The sequence below is a fragment of the Bradyrhizobium sp. AZCC 2289 genome, from assembly GCF_036924615.1.
Lineage (GTDB): Bacteria > Pseudomonadota > Alphaproteobacteria > Rhizobiales > Xanthobacteraceae > Bradyrhizobium.
In genome coordinates, this window is sequence record NZ_JAZHRY010000001.1 from 8,984,050 (window position 1) to 9,005,042 (window position 20,993).

Here is a 20,993-nt window from a genome sequence, read left to right on the forward strand (position 1 = left end):
CGATGGCTATTTCTCTCGCAGAGAGTGACGTCGACGACGACAGCGATTTCGCGGAATCGCATGAGATCAACGTCACGCCGTTCATCGACGTCATTCTCGTTCTCCTGATCATCTTCATGGTGGCGGCGCCGCTGTCGACCGTCGACCTGCCGGTCGATCTGCCGACGTCATCCGCGACCCCGCAGAAGAAGCCGGACAAGCCGACCTATGTCAGCATCAAGCCGGACCTTGCGGTCGCGATCGGCGAAAATCCGGTAAGGCGGATCGATCTGGTCCGCTCGCTCGACGCTATGGCGGACGTCAGCAAGGATCACCCGATCTTCCTGCGGGCCGACCGCGCGGTTCCCTATGGCGAATTGATGGACGTGCTGGAAATCCTGCACGCCGGCGGTTATTCCAAGATCAAGCTGGTGGCGCTGGAGGGAGTGCCGGATAGCGGCGCGGTGCCACCTGCCGCCGCCGATCGTGCAAAACCCTGAGCCGGGACGGCGTCGAGATGCCCGACTTCGAGACCGAACAAAAGCCATCGCGGCGGCTGTGGATTCTGGCAGCGGCGGGCGCGCTTGCGCTTCATCTGGGATTCGGCGCGCTGGCGATCGCGCATCTGCAGACCGGAGACGACGAGGATTCGCTTGGCGCGCCTGCGATCGAAGTCGGACTTGAATTGACATCGACGCGTGCCGAGCCGATCGATCTGCCGCCGGGGCCGGATGTCGACGCGTCCGTTGCTTCGCCACAGCTTGCCGATCAGAAGGCGGAGGTCAAGGAAGCCGACCTGCCAAAGGACACGCCAACCGACGCCGAGGATCCGGACCGGGCGGTGACGCAGAACGAGTCAAAAAAGCCCAGGGAAGACGATCCAAAGGTCGCGGCGGTGCAGACACAGGCTTCAACGGAGTCCGCGGCGCAGGAAGCAACGGCAACGCCGAGGCTTGACGGCCGTCTCGACGACAAATCGACCGCTCCAAAACAGGGAATCGGAAACAGTACTCAGCTCGCAAAAGTGTCGTGGGAAAAGAAGCTGATGGCCCACTTCAAGAAGCACCTGATTTATCCGCAGGGGGTGAAGGCCAAGGACGCAAAGGTCCGGGTCATACTGGATGTCGAGTTTGACCGCATCGGCCACGTTGTTTCAGCAAGCATTGCCGAGGGGTCCGGCCAACCGGCTTTCGACGAAGCCGCTCTCAAGATGGTCCGACGATCCGATCCCGTACCCGCACCGCCGCCGTTGGTCGCCGACCTCGGATTGAAGCGCTTCGTGCCCGTCGCATTCAACGCCGAAGGGAAATAGCGGCGCGTTGACTAGTTGAGCCGCGGCGGTTGTGTTAAACCTCCACGCGTTCATAATTTGTGAGTTGAATTTGCCGCTGGTCGTATCATCGTGCCGCACTTCGATCAGGTTGCGTGTGACCGAACGTGAGATTCTGTTGGCGGATGTCAGGTTTAACAACTCCGCGCTACGGCTACTCGCCGCGACGGCACGCAACGGTCTGAGCCGAGCTGGCACGGTTCCAAAGGGTATTGTCAGCCCCATCTTGATATTTTTTTCGCGACACGTCAGCGCCGCTGCCCGAATCCGCTTACCGCCGGTGCGACATCTCGATCGGCTACTGATCGAAGTTCCGGCCCAGCCCGCAGCGACTGCAGCTGTCGGTGCTGTTTGCGAAGGACATTGATTTTTCAGGTCTCTGCGGCCTCGCGACGCCGCAAGAGCCGCCTGTGTCTCTATCCCGGGGAGGGAGACATGTTGAAGAAGCGGTCACTTATGGTTTTTTTGGCGATTATCGCTAGCTTCGTCGTCGCATCAGCTGTCTGGCTTGTTCTGGATGCTGATCTGCATTTGAACAAGGCGTATGCCACGGCTTCGTCAACCACCGTGCCATCCACGGCCGCAGCTTCCGAACCTTTCAAAACGGTCCGCGCCCCCAATCAAGAGACGACGAGGATACTTGCAATGGATCGGGCGAAGCATCTCGCTTTCTGGAACCTGGTTCTGAAAAATAAAAAGCTGGCTTGTGATGCCGTTGTTCGGACCACGTATCAAGGCGGCACTGAATCCGGGGTCGATAACTGGAGCATCAGATGTCGAGACGGTAACGTATATTCGGTCAATATTGAGCCGAACGCGCAGGACGCAGTCTGCACTGGAGACGCATTCGCCCGCGGAGCGGAATAGCCGGGTCAATGAGGAGCGTTTCAGTGCGCTGCATGCCAACGTCTATCCGCTGCTGCTTCGGCCTGGATTTAGACTGGAGATTTAGCCCAGACCCGGGGCCTCCCTGGAGGGCCGCATGAGACGTCGCAATTTCATCAGTCTTCTTGTCGGTGCGACGGTTACCTGGCCACTCGCCGCGCGCTCCCAGCAGGAAGCGATGCCGGTGATCGGGTTCCTCCATGGCACATCGCCTGAAGCACGGCGCGCTGAAGTTGCCGCATTTCATCGCGGCCTGAGCGAGAGCAGCTACGTTGAGGGCCGGGACGTAGCGGTCGAATACCGCTGGGCTGAGGGCAGATACGATCGGTTACCAGCACTCGCAGCCGACCTGGTCGACCGTCGGGTGAGTGTCATTGCTGCGTTCGGCACCGCTGCCGCACTCGTTGCCAAGGCGACGACTACGACCATCCCCATCGTCTTCCTCGTAGGTGGCGACCCAATCGCCCTGGGCCTCGTCGCCAGTCTGAGCCGGCCGGGCGGCAGCGTCACGGGCGTAACCCCATTAAACGACGACCTGGGGCCGAAGCTACTGGAGTTGCTCCATGAGGTCGCTCCGAAAGCCGCCATCATCGGCTACCTCGTAAATCCGAAAAATGCGACTTCGGACTCACTTTCCCGACAAGTTCGGGTGGCGGAGCGCACGATTGGGCACCGAGTCCATATCCTGCACGCCAGCAGCGAACACGACTTCGAGCCGGCTTTCGCAACCCTGGTCCAAATTCGGGCTGACGGACTTTGCGTACAGGGCGATACGTTCTTCAATGGCCGACGCGAGCAACTCGTTGCGTTAGCTGCGCACCATTCGATCCCTACGGCCTATGCATTCCGCGATTACGCTGCCGCGGGCGGCCTTATGAGCTACGGAACCAGTTTGTCGGATGCCTATCGCGAAGTGGGCGTCTACGCGAGCCGGATTCTCAAGGGCGAAAAGCCGGCCGATCTCCCAGTCCAGCAGTCGGTGAAGGTCGAACTGGTCGTCAACCTGAAGACCGCCAAGGCGCTCGGCCTCACGTTCCCGCTGTCTCTGCTCGGCCGCGCGGACGAGGTGATCGAATGAGCACCGTCACCGTAATTCCGCAGACGCAGGCTTCGAAGCCGGACCGATCACGCCTCAACTCCGGGCGCGTGCAATCGCACCCGCGATGATTTGCATGGTCACGCCAACCAGCCATGCCAGCAAGATCGCTGTCGTCCAAAAGATATGCAGGTCTTCCCGAAGCACAATCACGCCAACCGACACGAAAGCTGCCAACGCGGCGAGAAACGTGCCCACGGCACTGAGAAATTCCGCGGAGTCGATCTTCGCGATCGAGCCGTCTCCTGAAGGCTGATGGTCGGGTCCATGAAAAGCCAGCGGAGGCGTATCGATTCCCTGGTAAAAGCCGACCGCGCCACTAATCATCATGATCAGAATGAAAGCCTGAGACGTCAGCGCCGAGATGATCGACCCCACATGCGCGGCGACAAACAAGCCGCTTGCAGCTCCCGCCATTGCAAGCCCGAAGCGTTCCAGAACGTGGGCAAATTTTCTGACGCTGGACCGCATCGTGGTCGCCCCACGGATTGCTGACATCACGCTAGGCCAGTCTTCCACGGCGCGAAAGGTGTTCCCGCCGAAGGGCTGGCCCAGGCGAGGGCAAATAAGAGGTACCTCGTCCCGTTCGACCAGAGAGGAGCGCGGATTGCAGCGGAAGGAAGGCTTCGTCCGTCGGAATCGTGGCGACGGGATAGTAGTAGTCCCACGGATATTTCAAGCCGCGGGACAGATGATAAACTCCGCGACGAAGCAATCGAGCCTGTTCGTTTGGCGAGATTTCCGGGCATCGTCGCTCACGCCGTCTTGCGGTGCATGCCTGGAAGCGCCCGATCGCTGAGCCCGGCCCCCATCCCTTAATGCTTCGGCGTGCCAAGGCTCCGGCGTTGGAGCAGCTCGGTCGAACGTCAGCGCGCCATCCGTGTGAATTACCTCAAGGGCATTCCGGTGATAGTATGGAGACAGGGAACCGGGGGAGCGGACCCCAATGGCCTCAGATCAGACCAAACGCAAGCTCGCCGCTATTCTTGCCGCCGATATCGCCGGCTATAGCCGGTTGATGGGCGCGGACGAGGAGGGCACGCTCGCACGCCTCAAGCTGCTTCGCAGCGAACTGATCGATCCAAAGAACAAGCAACATCACGGTCGCATCGTGAAAACGACCGGTGACGGAATTCTAATCGAGTTTCCAAGCGTCGTGGATGCAGTCCGCTGCGCGATCGAGGTTCAACGGAGCATGGTCGAACGCAATGCCGACGTGCCGCAGGAGAAGCGAATTGAGTTTCGCGTCGGGGTCAACCTTGGGGACGTGATGATCGAGGGCCGCGACCTCTATGGCGACGGCGTGAACATCGCGGCGCGACTGGAGGCGTTCGCCGAACCCAGCGGCATATGTATCTCTCGTACGGTCTTCAATCACGCGCGCGATAAGGTGCCTTTCGACGTCGAGGACGCGGGCGAGCAAACTCTGAAGAATATCGCCCGGCCTGTCCACGTCTACCGTATCATCATCGATCCCATCCAGCGGTCTGCGACACCCAAACCTGAGGTTCCGGCGCTCGCGTTGCCCGACAAACCGTCCGTCGCCGTGCTGCCATTCACCAATATGAGCGGCGACCCCGAGCAAGAGTTCGTCTCCGACGGGATCGCCGAGGATGTGATCACGGCGCTATCGCACTATCCCTCGCTGTTCGTCATCGCACGTAATTCGAGCTTCACTTACAAGGGCCGGGCGGTCGACGTGAAGCAGGTCGGGCGGGAGCTCGGCGTGCGCTATGTGCTTGAAGGTAGCGTGCGCAAGGCCGGCAATCGCATTCGCGTCACTGCACAGTTGATAGAGGCGGTAACCAGCAACCATGTGTGGGCCGAGCGCTACGACCGCGATCTCGCCGATATTTTCGCTGTGCAGGACGAGCTTACCGAAGCGCTGACGACCGCCCTGGCCCCCGCCATTGCCGACGCCGAGCTTCGACGCGCTATGCGCAAGCCGCCGGAGAGCCTTGATGCCTGGGCGGCCTATCAGCGCGGTCTGTGGCATCTGAGCAAAGCTACCCCAGACGACGACGCGACGGCAGAGCAGTTTTTCAAGCAGGCAATCGATCTCGACCCGACCTTTGCCGGCGGCTACAGCGGGCTCGCCTTGTTTCAGCTGCAAGCGGCCGCGCTCTATCAGAAGCTGGATCTGCCAAGCGCGCAACGCTCGGCGGAAGCCTTGGCCCGCCGGGCGGTCGCACTCGATGGCGCCGATGCAGAATCCCGGTCGTGCCTCGGCTGGGCCTTGCAAGCGCGCGGCGACGCCGACGGTGCGTTGGCGGAGATCGAGCGAGCTCTCTCGATGAGTCCAAATCTGGCCATCGCGCATGGCCACAGAGGCGCGACGCTGATCTTCGCGGGACGGCCAAGGGAAGGGCTCATGGCTCTCGAAACATGTATCAGGCTCGATCCCCGCGATCCGTATCTGGCCGTACGTTTGTTGCACGTTGCGTGCGGACTATATTTCTGCAGCGAATACGAGGCTTCTGTCGAAGCCGCAAAACGCCTGATCCGGTCGTTTCCCGATTTTCCGATGATCTACCGCTGGCCCGCGGCGGCGCTGGGCCAACTTGGGCGCACAACGGAAGCGATGGATGCGTTGGAGAAGGCCGTCTCGCGCGCACCGGGGGCATTCGACATGTATGTCCGCAAGAGAGCTCCGTGGTTTCGTCCGGAGGACCACGCTCATCTCGTCGAGGGTTTGCGCAAGGCCGGCTGGAAGGATTGAGGCCGCGTTGAAGTCCGTCGCCGCCGCCCGATCGGCGAAGCAAACCCGCCTGTTCGTTTAGCAGATTTCCGGGCATCGTCGCTCACGCCGTCTTGCGCGGCGCAGCGGTTTCGACATTGCCGGTGTTGGGTGTCCCGGTTGGCTCGATCAGCAACAAGTGCACCTCATCTTTCGCGACGGGGCGATGCTCGACGCCCTTCGGCACGATGTACATTTTGCCCCGGCCCCAGCGTCCCGTTCGATTTCTCTGACAAATCGATCCGGTCGCTCATGGGTCTCTTCGGCTTTGTCCCTTATGCAAAAAGTACGGGATTCAAGGGGCGATTGACCGCTTCAACAATCCGTCACGACGCACGGCGTTCGCGCAGCACTGCCTCTCCTGCGGATTTGGGCAGTATCTCCGGCCGGGCGATCGCTCGCCCCGCCGCGATCCAGGCATCCATACCGCCGAGAAGCGGCCTGATCCTGTGGAAACCCGCCTGACGCAGATGCCGAACCGCAGCGACTGCCGAGGCTTCCTTCGGACAATCGCAGTAGACGATCACTTCCAGGTCGCCCGAAAAGCCCGCAAGCGATGTCGTCCCGTCCGCGGGATGAGCGAACACGGCCCCGGGGATCACGCCATCTTCTCGGCGGAGATCGACCGGCCTGACGTCGATGATAACAGGCGTTTCACCCCGGTCGATCATCTCCGCAAGCTCAGTGGCCGTGATCCTGGCCATCCGGAGCTCACGGATGAAGAGCCGGCGCTTCCACCAACGTCCGACCACGTATATCGCAAGCGCGCCGAGGATCAAGGCGATGCCCATGGCGCCGAGATGGGCAAGCGTCTCAATGAACGTGAGGATCGCCGAGTTGAACAGAACGCCCAGGAGAACGGTCAGGCCGATGAAGAGAGACTCGCCGATGCAGTTCAGCGCGACGAATCTGACGATCGACATGTCTGCAATGCCGGCGAGCGCGGTCGATATGAGTCCGATGCCCGGCATGATCTTGCCCACGACGAGCGATAGGCCGCCAAGTCTCGCATATACGCTCTCGGTCTGGCGGACGCAGGAATCCGGCGAAACGGAAATCTTGCACAGAAATCTCAACAAGGAGCGGCCGTATCGCCGGCTTGCGGCAAACCATCCGATATCCGCGATAAGCCCGCCCGCGACTCCGGCCAGCGCCAGACCACCCACCGCACGGGCACTGCCCGCGGTCATCGCCGCGGCGGTGAGCAGGACGGGAAACGCCGGGACCGGCAATCCCATGCGGCTCAGAAAGGCCGCCGCAAATACGACGAGCAGTCCATATTGTTCGATCAGGACCCGCAATTCGCTCATCTCTGGTACGCCGGCCTGCGAAAAATTACGGTTCGTTGGCTACCGCTGCAGAGCTAACGACGTCCGCCGCTTCTTTCGCGATGCCGGCGTCGGTCTCCTTGTTCCTGCCTGCGACACCGACGGCGCCCACCACCTTTCCGTTGACAAAGATCGGCACGCCGCCGCGTAGCGACATGATGCCTGCGGTGACGAAGGCCGTCCGGCCGTGATTGATGCTGTCCTCGACCTCCTGCGTCGGGCGCTGCAGCCGCGCAGCCGTTCGTCCCTTCTCGATTGCGAGCTCCGCGCTCGCGGACCGCACACCGTCCATACGCTCGAAAGCCAGCAAGTCTCCGGCGAAATCGACGACTGCAATCGCCGAAGGCGCATTGCGCTTTCGCGCGTTCTCCTTCGCGGCTTGCAGGACGCTCTCGGCTCCGGCCTGGTCGAGGGTCCTGACCTGGACAGTCTGTGCGCTCGCTGAGAATGAGAACACAGCGGCCAACAGTGCAATGTTCCTGGCAAATTTGATCATGGCAACCTGGCTTCAATCGAGGTCACGGCGGTATCGGCTCGGCGCTTGTCCCGTCAGCCGATGAAAGGCTGCCGTAAATGAACTGGTTTCTCCGAATCCGACCGCGAGCGCTATCGTGGTGATCGGCAGTTCGCGCTCTGCCAACAGTTGCTTCGCTCGTTCGATGCGGCGCGTTGCATGATATTTGCGCGGCGGCATGCCGAAGGACCGCTTGAAAGATCTGCAGAGATGGTACGGGCTCAGCTGCACCAACTGCGCAAGGGCCGCGAGCGGAATGTCATCAGAAACGTGTTCCTCAATGTATTCGGCTAGTCGCCTTTGCTGCCAGCCTGCCAAACCGCCTCGATCCGCCGATGTGCTCAGTGGATCGGCATTGCCATTGATGCGAACGAGATCGTGCGCCAACAAAACTCCCAATGCCTCCCCATACTGCCGATGCATCAAGTTGCGATTTTCCACCTGGACCTTGAGGTTGAGAGCCGTCTCCCACAGATTCCGGTCATAGAAGAACAGCCGTGGCTTGAATTCAATCTCGCCGAACCGCAGCTCTGGATCGGTAAGAGGGCCCTGCGGATCGATGTAAATGTTTATTGTACGGGCCAACGTACGCGGTTTCTGCGATCCGTAAAAGTCATGTCCTGCGGGGACGAAGGTGAGTTTATGTGTAAGGATGCGTTGGTTCGACCGGGGCAGCCCCTCGAGCAGAGTTTCTCCGTGCTCTCGCTCCGAAAGCTCTGCCGCAATGAGGAGATGGCAGGGAGCTCTGAAGCGATATTCGAAAGACGTGCGCCGCTTCACCTGGACCGTCTCGACTTTGAGGCCAGGCCACGTCTCGAAATGGCGTCTGACGATCTCGGTTGGCGAATAAGCAATGACCGAGCCCGTCTCAGCTTGCGCGTCAGCTCGCGATGAAAGCATCTGTACCCTTCGTTCAACGGAATTGGCCACGATGATCGTGCGCTCAGCTATCAAGGCACGATCTTTGGCCCACCGAGAGATGAAGTAGACCTGTCACGACCGCGGTCAAGACGGTGCACTTGCTGCTCTCACGCTGAGTTGAAGCGCGAAGGTCACGATGTCTTGAAACACAGGCCTGGCTTATCGCAGCCAGGCCTGTGACTCACATCGCGTGGGGTTCCGGTACGGTCATTCGGCGGGCGTCTCGGCCATCCTTCCCGGCGCCATTCCCTCCTGGGAGAGCCAACGAAGGCCCGTGTGCAGGAGAGCCGCGATGATGGCGCCGACGATTGGAGCTGCCATGTACAGCCAGGCATCGTCGAATTTGCCAGTCGCAACCATCGGGCCAAGTGCACGCGCCGGGTTAAAAGCTGCGCCCGTGAGCGCACCTCCCATCAGAATGTTGAAGGTCAGCGTCATTCCGATCGCGAGCGGCGCGAGATTGCCCGCTCGCCCGGCAACGGCTGTGCTGAGTACGACCGTGACCAGGAAGAACGCGAGCACGGCCTCAATGATGAAGCCGGCAACCGGCGTGATTGTGAGCGACACGCCGCCAAGAGCGAGGTCGTGTGCGAGCGTTGGTGTGCCGAGGCCGGTGGCGACGCCGCCGAGCAAGGTTCGCAGCAAGAGCGCAGCAGCGATGCCTCCAGCGAGCTGGCTTGCAATATAGCCAATGGCGTCGATCGGATCCATGGCGCCAGCGGTGAGCACGCCGACTGTGACCGCCGGGTTCATGTGCCCGCCCGACACAGAACCGTATGCAAACGCGAAGGCCATGATGGCCAGGCCATGGGCCAGAGCAATCGCAGCTATGCCGGGCAGGCCGACACCATCGCCAATCACGGCCGCGGTGCCGGCGCCGATGAACACGAATGAGAACGTGCCTATGAATTCAGCCATGAGCTTCGTCGCAGTCTGGTTGGACATTGTTGACTCCAGGTATGGGATTGATCGCTCGGCGCGCTCAGGGTTGCGCCAAGTGAAACCACGTTGGTTGAGAGACAGCCGGTGGCACGCCAGAGCATCGCCGGCCATGGAAGCGAGCGCGCCTATTCCGCGGCCTGCGCCGCGGCCAGATCCTTCGCTGAGATACCCATGCGGGTCGCGACGCCGATGCCATAGTCCCGGTCGGCGCGATAGAAATGCGCGACCTGGCGCTTGACGATCTCCATCGGTACGCCGTCCATCGCGGCCTTGATGTTGTCGAACAGCTGTTCCTTCTGGCTCGCGCCCATCAGGCGAAACAGGTCGCCGGCCTGGCGGTAATCGTCATTGCCGTCGCGGTGATTGTAGCGATCGGCATTGCCGGAAATCTTCAGCGGCGGCTCCTTCACGCTGTTGTCCTGCGCCGGCCCGCCAAAGGAATTCGGCTCGTAATAGGCGTCCGGGTTGGGGTTGCCGGCGAGCCGCATTGTGCCGTCGGCGTGATAGGTGCGCACCGGGCAGCGCGGCTTGTTGACCGACAGCTGTTCGGCATTGACGCCGACGCGATAGCGTTGCGCATCCGCATAGGAGAAGATGCGCGCCTGCAGCATTTTGTCCGGCGAGTGACCGACACCCGGCACGACATTGGCCGGCGTCAGGGCGGCCTGCTCGACCTCGGCAAAGTAATTGTCCGGGTTGCGGTTGAGTTGATGCCGACCTCGATCAGCGGATAGTCCTTGTGCGGCCAGATTTTTGTCAGGTCGAACGGGTTGTACCAGTGCTTGCCGACGTCGCTTTCCGGCATCACCTGCACGCAGAATTTCCATTTCGGAAACTCGCCGCGGGCGATCGCGTCATAGAGGTCGCGCTGATGCGTCTCGCGGTCACCTGCGATCTTCCCGCCGGCCTCTGCATTGGTCCAGTTCTTGATGCCCTGCATGGTCTTGAAGTGAAACTTCACCCAGTGCCGTTCGCCGCTCGCGTTGATGAAGGAATAGGTGTGCGAGCCAAAACCGTCGACGTTGCGATAGCTCTGCGGCAGCCCGCGATCGGACATCAGGATGGTGACCTGGTGCAGGCTTTCCGGCGACAGCGACCAGAAATCCCACATCGCGGTCGGCGAGCGCAGGTTGGTCTTCGGATGACGCTTCTGGGTATGGATGAAGTCCGGGAATTTCAGGGGATCGCGCACGAAGAACACCGGGGTGTTGTTGCCGACGACGTCCCAGTTGCCTTCCTCGGTGTAGAAGCGCAGCGCAAAACCGCGCACATCGCGCTCGGCATCCGCCGCTCCACGCTCGCCGGCGACGGTGGAGAAGCGCAGGAAAGCTTCCGTCTTCTTGCCTACCTTCGAGAGCGCAGCGGCACGCGTATACTTCGTGATGTCGTTGGTGACGGTCAGCGTCCCGTAGGCGCCCGAACCCTTGGCGTGCACGGTGCGCTCCGGAATCCGTTCGCGGTTCTGATGCGCTAGCGTTTCCAACAAATGGAAGTCCTGGATCAGCACCGGGCCGAACGGTCCCGCGGTCAGCGAGTTCTGGTTGTCGGCGACCGGCGCGCCGCTATTCGTCGTAAGTTTGGGAGATTTTGCCATAAGGTCTTTCCAGTGCATGAGTAAAGAGCTCCCGACCATGCGACCGCACATGGAACAGGTACGTCCTCTCGATGGCGGACGCAAAGTCCGGGACGAGAACGCTGATGTATGCTTCCGGCTGGCAGATCACTTTGGTGGGGTTGCTGTCAGTTTTTAATTCTTGCTTCAAAAGGTGTGAGGAGGTTCACCACGCAGATGGATTGCTTCGCGGAGCCTGTCATCGGGCGCGCCTTCGCGCGACCCATTGGCTCGCAATGACGTCTTAGCTCTTTGAAAATTGAATCAGAATATCTCCGCACCAACAAAAATGCCGGCGATTCGCTCGCCGGCATTTCCTGCTAGACGATGTGCCTGCCTCAGCTCTTCTTCACCAGCGAGCAAACGCTCTTTTCCAGCGGGATGAAGGCTTCATCCGCCGGAATGGTGGCGATCACCTTGTAATAATCCCACGGATATTTCGATTCCGACGGGTTCTTCACCTCGAACAGATAGGCCGGGTGGATCTTGCGGCCGTCGGCGCGGATCGAGCCCTTGCCGAACAAGGGATCGTCGGTCGGCATTTCCTTCATCTTGGCGACCACCGCGCGGCCGTCATGCGGATTGCCGCCCAGCGCTTCCAGCGCCTTGAAGTAATGGATCAGCGACGAATAAACGCCAGCCTGGACCATGGTCGGAGGCTGCTTCTTGAACCTCTCGTTGAAGCGCTTGGTGAAGGCGCGGGTCTGGTCGTTCATGTCCCAGTAGAACGTCTCGGTGAAGTTCAGGCCTTGCGCGACCTTGAGCCCGAGCGAATGCACGTCGGTGATGAACAGCAGCATGCCCGCGAGCTTCTGCCCGCCGGACACGATGCCGAATTCGGCCGCCTGCTTGATCGCGTTGGTGGTGTCGCCGCCGGCATTGGCCAATCCGATGATCTTCGCCTTCGAGCTTTGCGCCTGCAGCAGGAAGGAGGAGAAGTCGGCATTGTTCAGCGGGTGCTTGACGCCGCCGAGCACCTTGCCGCCGTTGACGGTGACCACCGCTGCGGTGTCGCGCTCCAGCGCCTGACCGAACGCGTAGTCCGCGGTCAGGAAGAACCAGGTGTCGCCGCCGGATTTGACCAGCGCCTTGCCGGTGCCGTTGGCGAGCATCCAGGTGTCGTAGACCCAATGCACGGTGTTGGGCGAGCATTGCGCGCCGGTGAGATCGGACGACGCCGAGCCGGAGTTCAGGTTGACGACGTTCTTTTCCTTGGCGAGGTTGGCGATCGCGAGCCCGACGCCGGAACTGGCGAGGTCGACGAACACGTCGACCTTTTCGACGTCGATCCACTGCTTGCCGATGTTGACGCCGACGTCGGGCTTGTTCTGGTGATCGGCCGAGATCAGGTCGATCTTCCAGCCCTTGGCCAAGAGCCCGGAATCCTCGATCGCCATCTGCGCGGCGACGCTGGAGCCGGGACCGCCGATATCGGCATAGAGCCCCGACTGGTCGCCGAGGCTTCCGACCTTGACGACCTTGTCGAGCGTTTGCGCCAACGCGCTGCCGGCAAATACCAGGCTCGTGGTGATCGCCAACGCTGCAATAATTCGTTTCATTTCCCCTCCAAGGATTTTGAATTTTTGGATAAATTAAGCAGTTATTATGCCCGGCATTCGACCGGCCGCCTAGCCGTGGCGACGGTTGGTCCGAAGGTCGAATATTCCATCTTGCGGGGAATTTACCGGGCGCGCGCATGCCTTAAGCCGGCGCCTTGGATCGAGGGCCGTTACGATGTGCAACTCGATGAAGCGGAATCGGTAAAGTCAGCTACCGCCAGTAATAACGGATGCCGACATAGACAACGACAAGACAGGCAAAGATCAGCGCCACCGGAAGCCGCGGTTTTGCGTTCGGCCCGGACACCGCGGGCTTCTTCGCCTTGGCGGGAGGAGGCCGGCGGAAGGCGGTGACGTTGCCGGTGTCGGTCACGGGCTCGCTGGCGCGCGCAGGCACCTCAGGCGGCGTCCCGGCGCCGCCCATCTCGGCATAATAGCTTTTGTACATCAGCTGGATGGTGGCCTCGGAGGCGTCAGCCTCCGTCATCTTCTCGAGCAGCTTCCGGTAGGCGACGAGGAAGTTCTGGGCCTCGGCGGGCAGTGCGGAGGCGCCGTTGAGCTTGGCCAGCATTTTCCAGGTCGCAAAGTCGGCCCGCGCGCGGGTGTCGGCGCGTCGAGCGATCAACATGTCGGCAGCTTTGATTGCCATGGCCCCTAGCCGATTTCTTCCCTGTCCCGTTCGTCCTTCCTCAGTCTAGGCTTAAGCGTTGCCGGTGACGAAGAGAAGCGCGCGGATCACATAGCCGGTCAGTGTCCGCAGTATCACCGAAATAACATCAAGATTTAGGCCGAGCTGCGCGCCCAGCACCGGCAGCAGGATCAAAAGGCTGATCAGGATCAGCATGCCATAAGGTTCCAGCCGGGCGAGCGGCATGGCCAGCCCCTTCGGCAGCAATCCCACTGCGACCCGGCCGCCGTCCAGCGGCGGGATCGGCAGCATGTTGAAGACCGCCAGTACGATATTGATCAGGAATGCGTTTTTAAGGTTGTCCGCGATCCATTGTGCAGCGTTTGCGGGTGCCCAGGGCAGGGCATGGAAGGCGAATGCGGCCGCCAGCGCCAGGATGATGTTGGTGGCGGGGCCTGCCAGCGCCACCCAGACCATGTCGAGCCGGGGGTGGTTCAAATTGCGAAAGTTCACCGGCACCGGCTTGGCGTAGCCGAACAGGAACGGCGAATGCGACAGCAGCAATATCCCCGGCAGGATCAGGGTACCGAGCGGGTCGATATGCTTCAGGGGGTTGAAACTGACCCGGCCGAGCTGCCAAGCGGTGTTGTCGCCAAGCCGGTGCGCGACAAAGCCGTGCGCGGCCTCATGGAAGGTGATGGCGATGATGAGCGGCAGCACCCAGACGGAGATGTCGTACAGTGAGATGTTCAATCGATGTGCCCCGGTTGGCGTGCTGATGCGACAGCCTAGCACGCCCGCGTCACCGGGGAACCGTCCCCTGATATTGCGGCAGGCCGTCGTCGAGCCGCACCCAGTCCATCTTCTCGGAGACCCAGATGTGCTCGGTCGGGGCAAAGGCGTTGCGATCGTCGAAGGCGGCCAGCGCGATGCCGACCACCGTGCCATTCGTGCGGCGGGAAAACAGCCGGGTACCGCAGGTCTTGCAGAACACCCGGTCGAGCGCGTCCGACGAGGGATAGCGCGCGGTTTCGCCTTCCACCGTCAAAGCACGGTGGTCGAACAGCGCGCGGGCGAAGAACGGCGATCCCATCGCCTTCTGGCAGGTGCGGCAATGGCAGATCCGGACGTTCAGCGGCTCGCCCTCGGCCTTGAACCTGACCGCGCCGCACAGGCATCCGCCTTCGCGTATCATGGCATCCTCGTTGTCCTCATCCCCGCGTAACGGCTTCGCCGTTATCGCTGGAGGAGCGGCGTCTTCGCCGCGTCTCGAAGGATGAAGCCCCATCGTCGCCTAATGGTTCGAGACGGCGCAAGAGCGCCTCCTCACCATGCGGACCCAACCAGATCGTTCTCAGTAAGTTGCCCGGCCGCCGGAAATATCGAACACGGCGCCAGTGGAGAAGGCGCAGTCCTCCGAGGCCAGCCACGCCACCATCGCGGCGAGTTCTTCGACCAGCACGAACCGCCCCTTCGGAATTTTCGACAGCATGAAGTCGATGTGCTGCTGCGTCAGCTGGTCGAAGATCGCGGTTTTCGCAGCCGCCGGAGTGACGGCGTTGACGAGGATGTCGTGCTGCGCCAGTTCCTTGCCGAGCGACTTCGTCAGCGCGATCAGGCCGGCCTTGGAGGCCGAGTAATGTGCGGCGTTCGGATTGCCTTCCTTGCCGGCGATCGAGGCGATGTTGACGATGCGGCCGTAGCCTTGGCTGATCATCGCCGGCGCGATCGCCTTGCAGCAGATGAAGGGACCATCGAGATTGATGCGCAACACCTTGCGCCATTCGTCGAGGTCGGTTTCCCACACCGTCTTGTTGACCCCGGCAATCCCGGCATTGTTGACGAGGATGTCGATCTTGCCGAACGCTTTCAGCGTATCGTCGCGCGTCTTTTCGACTGCGGCGAGATCGGAAACGTCGACCTTGAAGGCGCTGACGGCTGGGCCGATTTCCTTGGCGGTCTTTTCGGCAAAGGGCAGGTCGTGATCCCAGATCGCGACTTTTGCGCCGGACGCAACGAAGCGCTCGGTAATCGCGCGCCCAAAGCCCTGCGCGCCGCCGGTGACGACGGCGCAGCGGCCGTTCAGATCGATCTTGTTCATAGGGGAATTCCTTTCACTTGATGTTCCTCATGGTGAGGAGCGCCCTTGCGCGTCTCGAACCATAGGGCCCGTGGCCCATCCTTCGAGACGCCGCGCAAAGCGCGGCTCCTCAGGATGAGGGTTTCGTCTACAGCGTCCAGCCGCCGTCGATGATGTGGGCGACGCCGGTTGTGAATGCGCTTTCGTTGCTCGCGAGGTAGACCGCAAGCAGTGCGATTTCTTCCGCCGTGCCGAGCCGGCCCATCGGTTGCCGAGACACGAACATCTCGCGCCCGTTGGGGCCTGCGGCGGCAGCGCGCTCCAGCATCGAGGGCGTCTCGATGGTGCCGGGGCAAATGCAATTGCAGCGTACGCCTTTGGTGATGAAGTCGGCGGCGACGGCGCGGGTCAGTGCTGCGACCGCAGCCTTGGTCGCGCCATAGACGTAGCGATTGGGTGCGGCCTTGAACACGCCGGCCGCCGACGAGATGTTCACGATCGAGCCGCCGCCGGCTTCCAGCATGCCCGGCAGGAACGAGCGGATCGTGCGGTGCATCGACTTGACGTTGAGGTCGAACGAGAAATCCCAGTCCTCATCGGAGCAATCGAGCACCGTGCCGTGATGCACGAAGCCCGCGGCGTTGAGCAGGATGTCGGTCTTGCCGGCGCGCTTGGCCATGGCGGCGACGGCCGCACTATCGCGTGCGTCGAGTTTTGCGATTTCCGCGATGCCCTCTTTCTTGAGGTCCGCAAGCTTGCTCTCGTCGATATCGGTCGCGAACACGGTGGCGCCCTCGCGCGCAAAGGCCACCGCACAGGCGCGGCCGATACCCACCGCAGCCGCGGTCACGAATGCACGTTTGCCTTTCAGGCGGTCTGACATGATTGTCTCCTGTTCATTTTTCTTTCGTCATTGCGAGGAGCGGAGCGACGAAGCAATCCATGTTTCCGCAGAGGGATAGATGGATTGCTTCGCGGAGTTTATCATCGGGCGCGCATACGCGCGACCCGGTGGCTCGCAATGACGGGGGGGTGCTAATGATTATCCCGCGCGACGCCGACCGTGCCGGCGATGTCGTGATAGCGCGTGGCGAGCTCCATACAGGCGCCGGTGGCCTGCTGGCCGACGGTCGAGCGATACAATTCCTGCCACGGTGTCTGGTTGGCCGGATATTTGAAGCCGCCATCGGCTTTGAGTTTGGCGTGCCGCTTCTTGAGCTCCTCGTCCGGGATCAGAATGTTCGCGCTGCCCTTGTTGAGGTCGATGCGAACCTTGTCACCGGTCTGAAGGATCGCCAGCCCGCCGTTGGCGGCGGCTTCCGGCGTGGCGTTGAGGATCGACGGCGAGCCCGAGGTGCCGGATTGCCGGCCATCGCCGATGCAGGGCAGCGACAGGATGCCGCGTTTGATCAGCGCGGTCGGCGGCTGCATGTTCACGACCTCGGCGCCGCCGGGATAACCAATCGGCCCGGTGCCGCGCACGAACAGCACGCAGTGCTCGTCGATGTTCAACGACGGATCGTCGATCCGGTGGTGATAGTCCTCCGGGCCTTCGAACACGATGGCGCGGCCTTCGAATGCATTGAGGTCTTTCGGATTGCTCAGATAGCGGTCGCGGAATTCCTTCGAAATCACGCTGGTCTTCATGATCGCGGAATCGAAGAGATTGCCGCGCAGCACCAGGAAGCCCGCGTCCTTCACCAGCGGCTTGTCGTAGCTCCAGATCACGTCGGCGTCGGGTTTTGGCGCCTCGCGGCAATTGTCGCCCATGGTGCGGCCGTTGACGGTGATGGCGTCTTCATGGATGCGCTTGTGCGCCATCAGTTCGCGCACCACTGCGGGCACGCCGCCGGCGCGGTGAAATTCCTCGCCGAGATAGAAGCCGGCCGGCTGCATGTTGACCAGCAGTGGGACGTCGTGGCCGAGCTTCTGCCAATCGTCGATCGACAGATCCACGCCGATATGGCGGGCCAGCGCGTTGATATGGATCGGCGCATTGGTCGAGCCGCCGATCGCCGAATTCACCACGATGCAATTCTCGAACGCCTTGCGGGTGAGGATGTCGGAGGGTTTTAAGTCCTCCCAGACCATATCGACGATGCGCAGCCCGGTCTCATAGGCGATCTGGCCGCGCTCGCGATAGGGCGCGGGGATCGCCGCACACCCCGGCAGCGACATGCCGAGCGCTTCCGCGAGCGAATTCATGGTGGAGGCGGTGCCCATGGTGTTGCAGTGGCCGACCGAGGGGGCCGAGGAGGCCACGATGTTCATAAATTCCTCGTAGTCGATGTCGCCCGCGGCCAGTTGCTCGCGCGCTTTCCAGACCACCGTTCCCGAGCCCGTGCGCTGGCCCTGGTGCCAGCCGTTCAGCATCGGGCCGCCCGACAGCACGATGGCCGGCAGATTGACGGTCGCCGCCGCCATCAGGCAGGCCGGCGTGGTCTTGTCGCAGCCGGTGGTGAGGACCACGCCGTCAAGGGGATAGCCGAACAGGATTTCGACCAGGCCGAGATAGGCGAGGTTGCGGTCCAGCGCCGCGGTCGGGCGCTTTCCGGTCTCCTGGATCGGATGCATCGGAAATTCCATCGCGATGCCGCCGGCGGCGCGGATGCCCTCGCGGACCCGGTGTGCCAATTCGAGATGATGCCGGTTGCACGGCGACAGGTCGTTGCCGGTCTGGGCGATGCCGATGATCGGCTTGCCGGACTGCAGCTCATGCCGGGTCAGGCCGTAATTCAGGTAGCGCTCGAGATAGAGCGCGGTCATCCCCGGATTATGCGGGTTGTTGAACCACTCCAGCGATCGGAGTTTGCGACCTTTGCCATTGCCGGCGGCATCGTGCCCGTTGGTGAGGTTTTTTTTCATTGGTTTTCTCCCGCAGTGCAAATTTTTGGGGCCCGTTCGGGGCTTTGACTTCTACCATGCGCAAAATTGCACGCATTACAAACCCGGTGGCCGCTGCGCATCGTCACCTTGGGAATGCGACCTTAGTTCAAGAACTTTGGTTGCGCTATCATTTTGTCTTTCTCCGGACTGACCCGTTGCGCGCGCGGGCACCGCGTCAGTTCCGCGGCGCCGAGCTTTGCCGTTTCATGACACTGAATCCGAGATCAACAACCGGTTGCGCCGGCCGCCGGCCCTCGATGGCCTCGATCACCATCGTGGCAGCGTCCCTGCCCATTTCGTACCGGTTGGTGCGCACGCTGGTTAGCGTAGGGACCGCGGATGCCATGAATTCGAGATCATTGAATCCCATGATCGCCATCTGCTCGGGAACCGAAATGTGCCGGCGCTGGCATTCGAACAGCGCGCCCAATGCGAGGTCGTCATTGACGCAGAACACCGCCTCGATATCCGGCGCCTTGGCAACGAGATCGGCAAACAGCGTACCGCCCAGCGTGACCGAGGTTGGTGTCGACGTTGTGACAACACGTCGCGGGTCGAACAGCGCGGCGTCATTCATGGCGGCCTGATAACCTTCGAACCGCCGCTGCACCCGCGGATCCATGCGCGCGCCGAGGAAACCGATCCGCCGGTATCCCTGCTCGAGAAGATGGGAAATGCCCGCGCGGGCGGCGTCAAAATGCGAGAAGCCGATCATCATGTCGACCGGAGCAGGGCCGATTTCCATGATCTGGACGATCGGGCAATCCACCGATTCCAGGATCGCGCGGGATTCGGCGGTCTGATTAATTCCGGTCACGATCAGGCCGGCCGGCTTTTGCGCCAGGAACAGGCGCAGCAGTTTTTCCTCCTGGAAGATACTGTAACGCGTATTGGCCAGCTGGATGCTGTAGCGGCTGCCGTCGAGGGTATCGTAGATGCCGCGCAAAACGTCCGAGAATACGTTGTTGGTCAATGACGGGATCAGAACACCGACAACTTCGGTCCGCTGCGAGGCGAGCGCACGCGCGGCAAGGTTCGGCACATATCCGAGTTCTTTCGCCGCGCTCTCGACCCGCACGCGTTTGCCGACGGATAGTGCGGCCGGATTCCTGAAGAAGCGCGATGCGGTAATTGGGCTCACGCCGGCAAGCTTGGCGACTTCGGTCAGCCGGATCTTGTCGGGCTTCGTGCGCTTTCGTCCCATCCGGCGCTCATATCACAGGCACTGCGTCAAACAAACTCATATTGACAGCGCTACCAACTGATTGCTAATCGAACAATTGCCAAAACCGTATAAACTGCGGACAATATCGGTCCGACCAGACTTCGTACCAACATGAAGTCGGAACAAAAATAACAGTGCGGTGGCGGCGTTCGGTCGTACGCCGCCGGAAATACACGGGAGGGAAGTGGATGTCGTCCGTACAGATTCGCGACGTGCGAAAGTCGTTCGGTAATTTCGAAGTTCTGCACGGCGTGTCGATCCCGATCGAGGATGGCGAGTTCGTCGTTCTGGTCGGCCCCTCCGGCTGCGGCAAGTCGACGTTGCTGCGGATGCTCGCGGGGTTGGAAAACATCACCTCCGGCACGATTTCGATCGGCGACAAAGTCGTCAACAATGTCCAGCCGAAAGAGCGCGACATTGCGATGGTGTTCCAGAACTATGCGCTCTATCCGCACATGACGGTCGCCGACAATATGGGCTTCTCGCTCAAGCTGCGCGGCGCGAAGGCGGAGGAAATCTCGAGCGGCGTCAACCGCGCCGCGGAAATTCTCGCGTTGACCCCGCTGCTCGACCGTTATCCCCGGCAATTGTCCGGCGGACAGCGCCAGCGCGTGGCGATGGGCCGTGCCATCGTGCGCGATCCCCAGGTGTTCCTGTTCGACGAACCGCTCTCCAACCTCGACGCCAAGCTGCGGGTTGCGATGCGCACCGAGATCAAGGAACTGCATCAGCGGTTGCGGACCACGACGGTCTACGTCACCCACGACCAGATCGAAGCCATGACCATGGCCGACAAGATCGTCGTCATGCATGACGGCATCGTCGAGCAGATGGGTACGCCGCTCGAACTCTACGACCGTCCGGCCAACCAGTTCGTCGCGGGCTTCATCGGTTCGCCGGCGATGAATTTCCTCAAAGGCAAGGTGAAGTCGAACGGCAGCGCCAGCTTCGAAGGACCGAACGGCGTCAAACTGCCGCTGCAATCGGCGCCCGCCAATTCCGAAGGCCAGCCGGCCGTCTATGGCGTGCGGCCCGAGCATTTCACCATCGCCGACGACGGCGCCGAGGCCGAGATCATCGTGGTCGAGCCGACCGGTTCGGAAACCCAGGTGTTTGCCAAGATCGGCGGCGAGCAGGTCGTCGCCGTGTTCCGCGAGCGCCATGAATTCAGTCCGGGCGACAAGATCCGGCTCAAGCCGGATCCGTCGCTCGTGCATCTATTCGACGAGACGACTGGCAAGCGACTGAATGGCTGAGCAATAACCAGAAAA

Annotated in this window: 19 protein-coding genes and 2 pseudogenes; 6 read left to right on the forward strand and 15 right to left on the reverse strand. The window is 61.5% G+C overall.

The annotated features are described in order from the left end of the window. Positions 1-2 precede the first annotated feature (2 nt). The 4 genes from exbD (at position 3) to V1289_RS42030 (ending at position 3,272) form a co-directional block, all read left to right on the forward strand. Positions 3-479: a TonB system transport protein ExbD gene (gene exbD / locus V1289_RS42015; protein ID WP_334405255.1), complete on the forward strand. Its 477-nt coding sequence runs from the start codon at positions 3-5 to the stop codon at positions 477-479. A gap of 17 nt (positions 480-496) precedes the next feature. After that, complete coding sequence (locus V1289_RS42020) at positions 497-1,291, forward strand: TonB family protein (protein ID WP_334405257.1); 795 nt, start codon at positions 497-499, stop codon at positions 1,289-1,291. Positions 1,292-1,744: 453 nt separating this feature from the next. Next, positions 1,745-2,176 (forward strand): hypothetical protein, encoded by a 432-nt coding sequence (locus V1289_RS42025; RefSeq protein WP_334405259.1) that lies wholly within the window; start codon positions 1,745-1,747, stop codon positions 2,174-2,176. A 115-nt stretch (positions 2,177-2,291) separates the two neighbouring features. Further along, entirely contained in the window at positions 2,292-3,272 is a 981-nt protein-coding gene (locus V1289_RS42030) for an ABC transporter substrate-binding protein (protein WP_334405260.1), read from the forward strand. A 54-nt stretch (positions 3,273-3,326) separates the two neighbouring features. On the opposite strand, the gene V1289_RS42035 is transcribed toward V1289_RS42030, so the two are convergent. Next, positions 3,327-3,761 carry a hypothetical protein gene (locus tag V1289_RS42035; protein ID WP_334405261.1) on the reverse strand — a complete coding sequence of 145 codons (435 nt, stop codon included), beginning with the start codon at positions 3,759-3,761 and terminating at the stop codon, positions 3,327-3,329. Between the two features lie 547 nt (positions 3,762-4,308). Here V1289_RS42035 and V1289_RS42040 point away from each other — a divergent pair. After that, positions 4,309-6,009, forward strand: a complete 1,701-nt coding sequence (locus V1289_RS42040) for an adenylate/guanylate cyclase domain-containing protein (RefSeq protein ID WP_334407889.1) — start codon at positions 4,309-4,311, stop codon at positions 6,007-6,009. Between the two features lie 82 nt (positions 6,010-6,091). Here the strand turns inward: V1289_RS42040 and V1289_RS42045 are convergent. The 14 genes and pseudogenes from V1289_RS42045 to V1289_RS42110 form a co-directional block, all read right to left on the reverse strand. Continuing rightward, a pseudogene (locus V1289_RS42045) lies at positions 6,092-6,256 on the reverse strand (cupin domain-containing protein); the annotation flags it as partial. Between the two features lie 97 nt (positions 6,257-6,353). Further along, on the reverse strand, positions 6,354-7,337 hold the full coding sequence (locus V1289_RS42050; RefSeq protein WP_334405263.1) for a rhodanese-like domain-containing protein: 984 nt from the start codon (positions 7,335-7,337) through the stop codon (positions 6,354-6,356). Positions 7,338-7,362: 25 nt separating this feature from the next. Continuing rightward, the gene (locus V1289_RS42055) at positions 7,363-7,851 is read right to left on the reverse strand and encodes a GlcG/HbpS family heme-binding protein (RefSeq protein WP_334405265.1); all 489 of its coding nucleotides are present in this window, start codon (positions 7,849-7,851) and stop codon (positions 7,363-7,365) included. 12 nt (positions 7,852-7,863) lie between these two features. Next, positions 7,864-8,823, reverse strand: coding sequence for an AraC family transcriptional regulator (locus V1289_RS42060; protein WP_334405267.1), 960 nt, complete (start codon positions 8,821-8,823; stop codon positions 7,864-7,866). A 174-nt stretch (positions 8,824-8,997) separates the two neighbouring features. Then, entirely contained in the window at positions 8,998-9,843 is an 846-nt protein-coding gene (locus V1289_RS42065) for an MIP/aquaporin family protein (RefSeq protein WP_334405268.1), read from the reverse strand. Between the two features lie 14 nt (positions 9,844-9,857). Then, positions 9,858-11,326, reverse strand: a pseudogene (locus tag V1289_RS42070) (catalase). A 356-nt stretch (positions 11,327-11,682) separates the two neighbouring features. Then, the gene (locus V1289_RS42075; protein WP_334405269.1) at positions 11,683-12,903 is read right to left on the reverse strand and encodes an ABC transporter substrate-binding protein; all 1,221 of its coding nucleotides are present in this window, start codon (positions 12,901-12,903) and stop codon (positions 11,683-11,685) included. A 211-nt stretch (positions 12,904-13,114) separates the two neighbouring features. Next, complete coding sequence (locus V1289_RS42080) at positions 13,115-13,552, reverse strand: hypothetical protein (RefSeq protein WP_334405271.1); 438 nt, start codon at positions 13,550-13,552, stop codon at positions 13,115-13,117. Positions 13,553-13,603: 51 nt separating this feature from the next. Further along, entirely contained in the window at positions 13,604-14,284 is a 681-nt protein-coding gene (locus V1289_RS42085; RefSeq protein WP_334405273.1) for a site-2 protease family protein, read from the reverse strand. A gap of 49 nt (positions 14,285-14,333) precedes the next feature. Beyond that, positions 14,334-14,726: a GFA family protein gene (locus tag V1289_RS42090; protein WP_334405274.1), complete on the reverse strand. Its 393-nt coding sequence runs from the start codon at positions 14,724-14,726 to the stop codon at positions 14,334-14,336. Between the two features lie 159 nt (positions 14,727-14,885). Then, complete coding sequence (locus V1289_RS42095) at positions 14,886-15,632, reverse strand: SDR family NAD(P)-dependent oxidoreductase (RefSeq protein WP_334405276.1); 747 nt, start codon at positions 15,630-15,632, stop codon at positions 14,886-14,888. Positions 15,633-15,759: 127 nt separating this feature from the next. Then, on the reverse strand, positions 15,760-16,494 hold the full coding sequence (locus tag V1289_RS42100) for an SDR family oxidoreductase (RefSeq protein WP_309184283.1): 735 nt from the start codon (positions 16,492-16,494) through the stop codon (positions 15,760-15,762). Between the two features lie 152 nt (positions 16,495-16,646). After that, on the reverse strand, positions 16,647-18,476 hold the full coding sequence (locus V1289_RS42105; protein WP_334405280.1) for an IlvD/Edd family dehydratase: 1,830 nt from the start codon (positions 18,474-18,476) through the stop codon (positions 16,647-16,649). Positions 18,477-18,672: 196 nt separating this feature from the next. Then, entirely contained in the window at positions 18,673-19,701 is a 1,029-nt protein-coding gene (locus tag V1289_RS42110) for a LacI family DNA-binding transcriptional regulator (RefSeq protein ID WP_334405282.1), read from the reverse strand. A gap of 209 nt (positions 19,702-19,910) precedes the next feature. Here V1289_RS42110 and V1289_RS42115 point away from each other — a divergent pair, with 209 nt between their 5' ends. Next, positions 19,911-20,978 (forward strand): ABC transporter ATP-binding protein, encoded by a 1,068-nt coding sequence (locus V1289_RS42115; RefSeq protein ID WP_309184286.1) that lies wholly within the window; start codon positions 19,911-19,913, stop codon positions 20,976-20,978. Positions 20,979-20,993 lie beyond the last annotated feature (15 nt).

Excerpts from the sequence above, each read along its gene's own strand:
- V1289_RS42100 (WP_309184283.1), bottom strand. The coding sequence starts at position 16,494 with ATGTCAGACCGCCTGAAAGGCAAACGTGCATTCGTGACCGCGGCTGCG.
- V1289_RS42025 (WP_334405259.1), top strand. The coding sequence starts at position 1,745 with ATGTTGAAGAAGCGGTCACTTATGGTTTTTTTGGCGATTATCGCTAGC.
- V1289_RS42090 (WP_334405274.1), bottom strand. The coding sequence starts at position 14,726 with ATGATACGCGAAGGCGGATGCCTGTGCGGCGCGGTCAGGTTCAAGGCC.
- V1289_RS42035 (WP_334405261.1), bottom strand. The coding sequence starts at position 3,761 with ATGCGGTCCAGCGTCAGAAAATTTGCCCACGTTCTGGAACGCTTCGGG.
- V1289_RS42110 (WP_334405282.1), bottom strand. The coding sequence starts at position 19,701 with ATGGGACGAAAGCGCACGAAGCCCGACAAGATCCGGCTGACCGAAGTC.
- exbD (WP_334405255.1), top strand. The coding sequence starts at position 3 with ATGGCTATTTCTCTCGCAGAGAGTGACGTCGACGACGACAGCGATTTC.
- V1289_RS42030 (WP_334405260.1), top strand. The coding sequence starts at position 2,292 with ATGAGACGTCGCAATTTCATCAGTCTTCTTGTCGGTGCGACGGTTACC.
- V1289_RS42115 (WP_309184286.1), top strand. The coding sequence starts at position 19,911 with ATGTCGTCCGTACAGATTCGCGACGTGCGAAAGTCGTTCGGTAATTTC.
- V1289_RS42040 (WP_334407889.1), top strand. The coding sequence starts at position 4,309 with ATGGGCGCGGACGAGGAGGGCACGCTCGCACGCCTCAAGCTGCTTCGC.
- V1289_RS42050 (WP_334405263.1), bottom strand. The coding sequence starts at position 7,337 with ATGAGCGAATTGCGGGTCCTGATCGAACAATATGGACTGCTCGTCGTA.
- V1289_RS42080 (WP_334405271.1), bottom strand. The coding sequence starts at position 13,552 with ATGGCAATCAAAGCTGCCGACATGTTGATCGCTCGACGCGCCGACACC.
- V1289_RS42055 (WP_334405265.1), bottom strand. The coding sequence starts at position 7,851 with ATGATCAAATTTGCCAGGAACATTGCACTGTTGGCCGCTGTGTTCTCA.
- V1289_RS42105 (WP_334405280.1), bottom strand. The coding sequence starts at position 18,476 with ATGAAAAAAAACCTCACCAACGGGCACGATGCCGCCGGCAATGGCAAA.
- V1289_RS42065 (WP_334405268.1), bottom strand. The coding sequence starts at position 9,843 with ATGGCCGGCGATGCTCTGGCGTGCCACCGGCTGTCTCTCAACCAACGT.
- V1289_RS42075 (WP_334405269.1), bottom strand. The coding sequence starts at position 12,903 with ATGAAACGAATTATTGCAGCGTTGGCGATCACCACGAGCCTGGTATTT.
- V1289_RS42095 (WP_334405276.1), bottom strand. The coding sequence starts at position 15,632 with ATGAACAAGATCGATCTGAACGGCCGCTGCGCCGTCGTCACCGGCGGC.
- V1289_RS42020 (WP_334405257.1), top strand. The coding sequence starts at position 497 with ATGCCCGACTTCGAGACCGAACAAAAGCCATCGCGGCGGCTGTGGATT.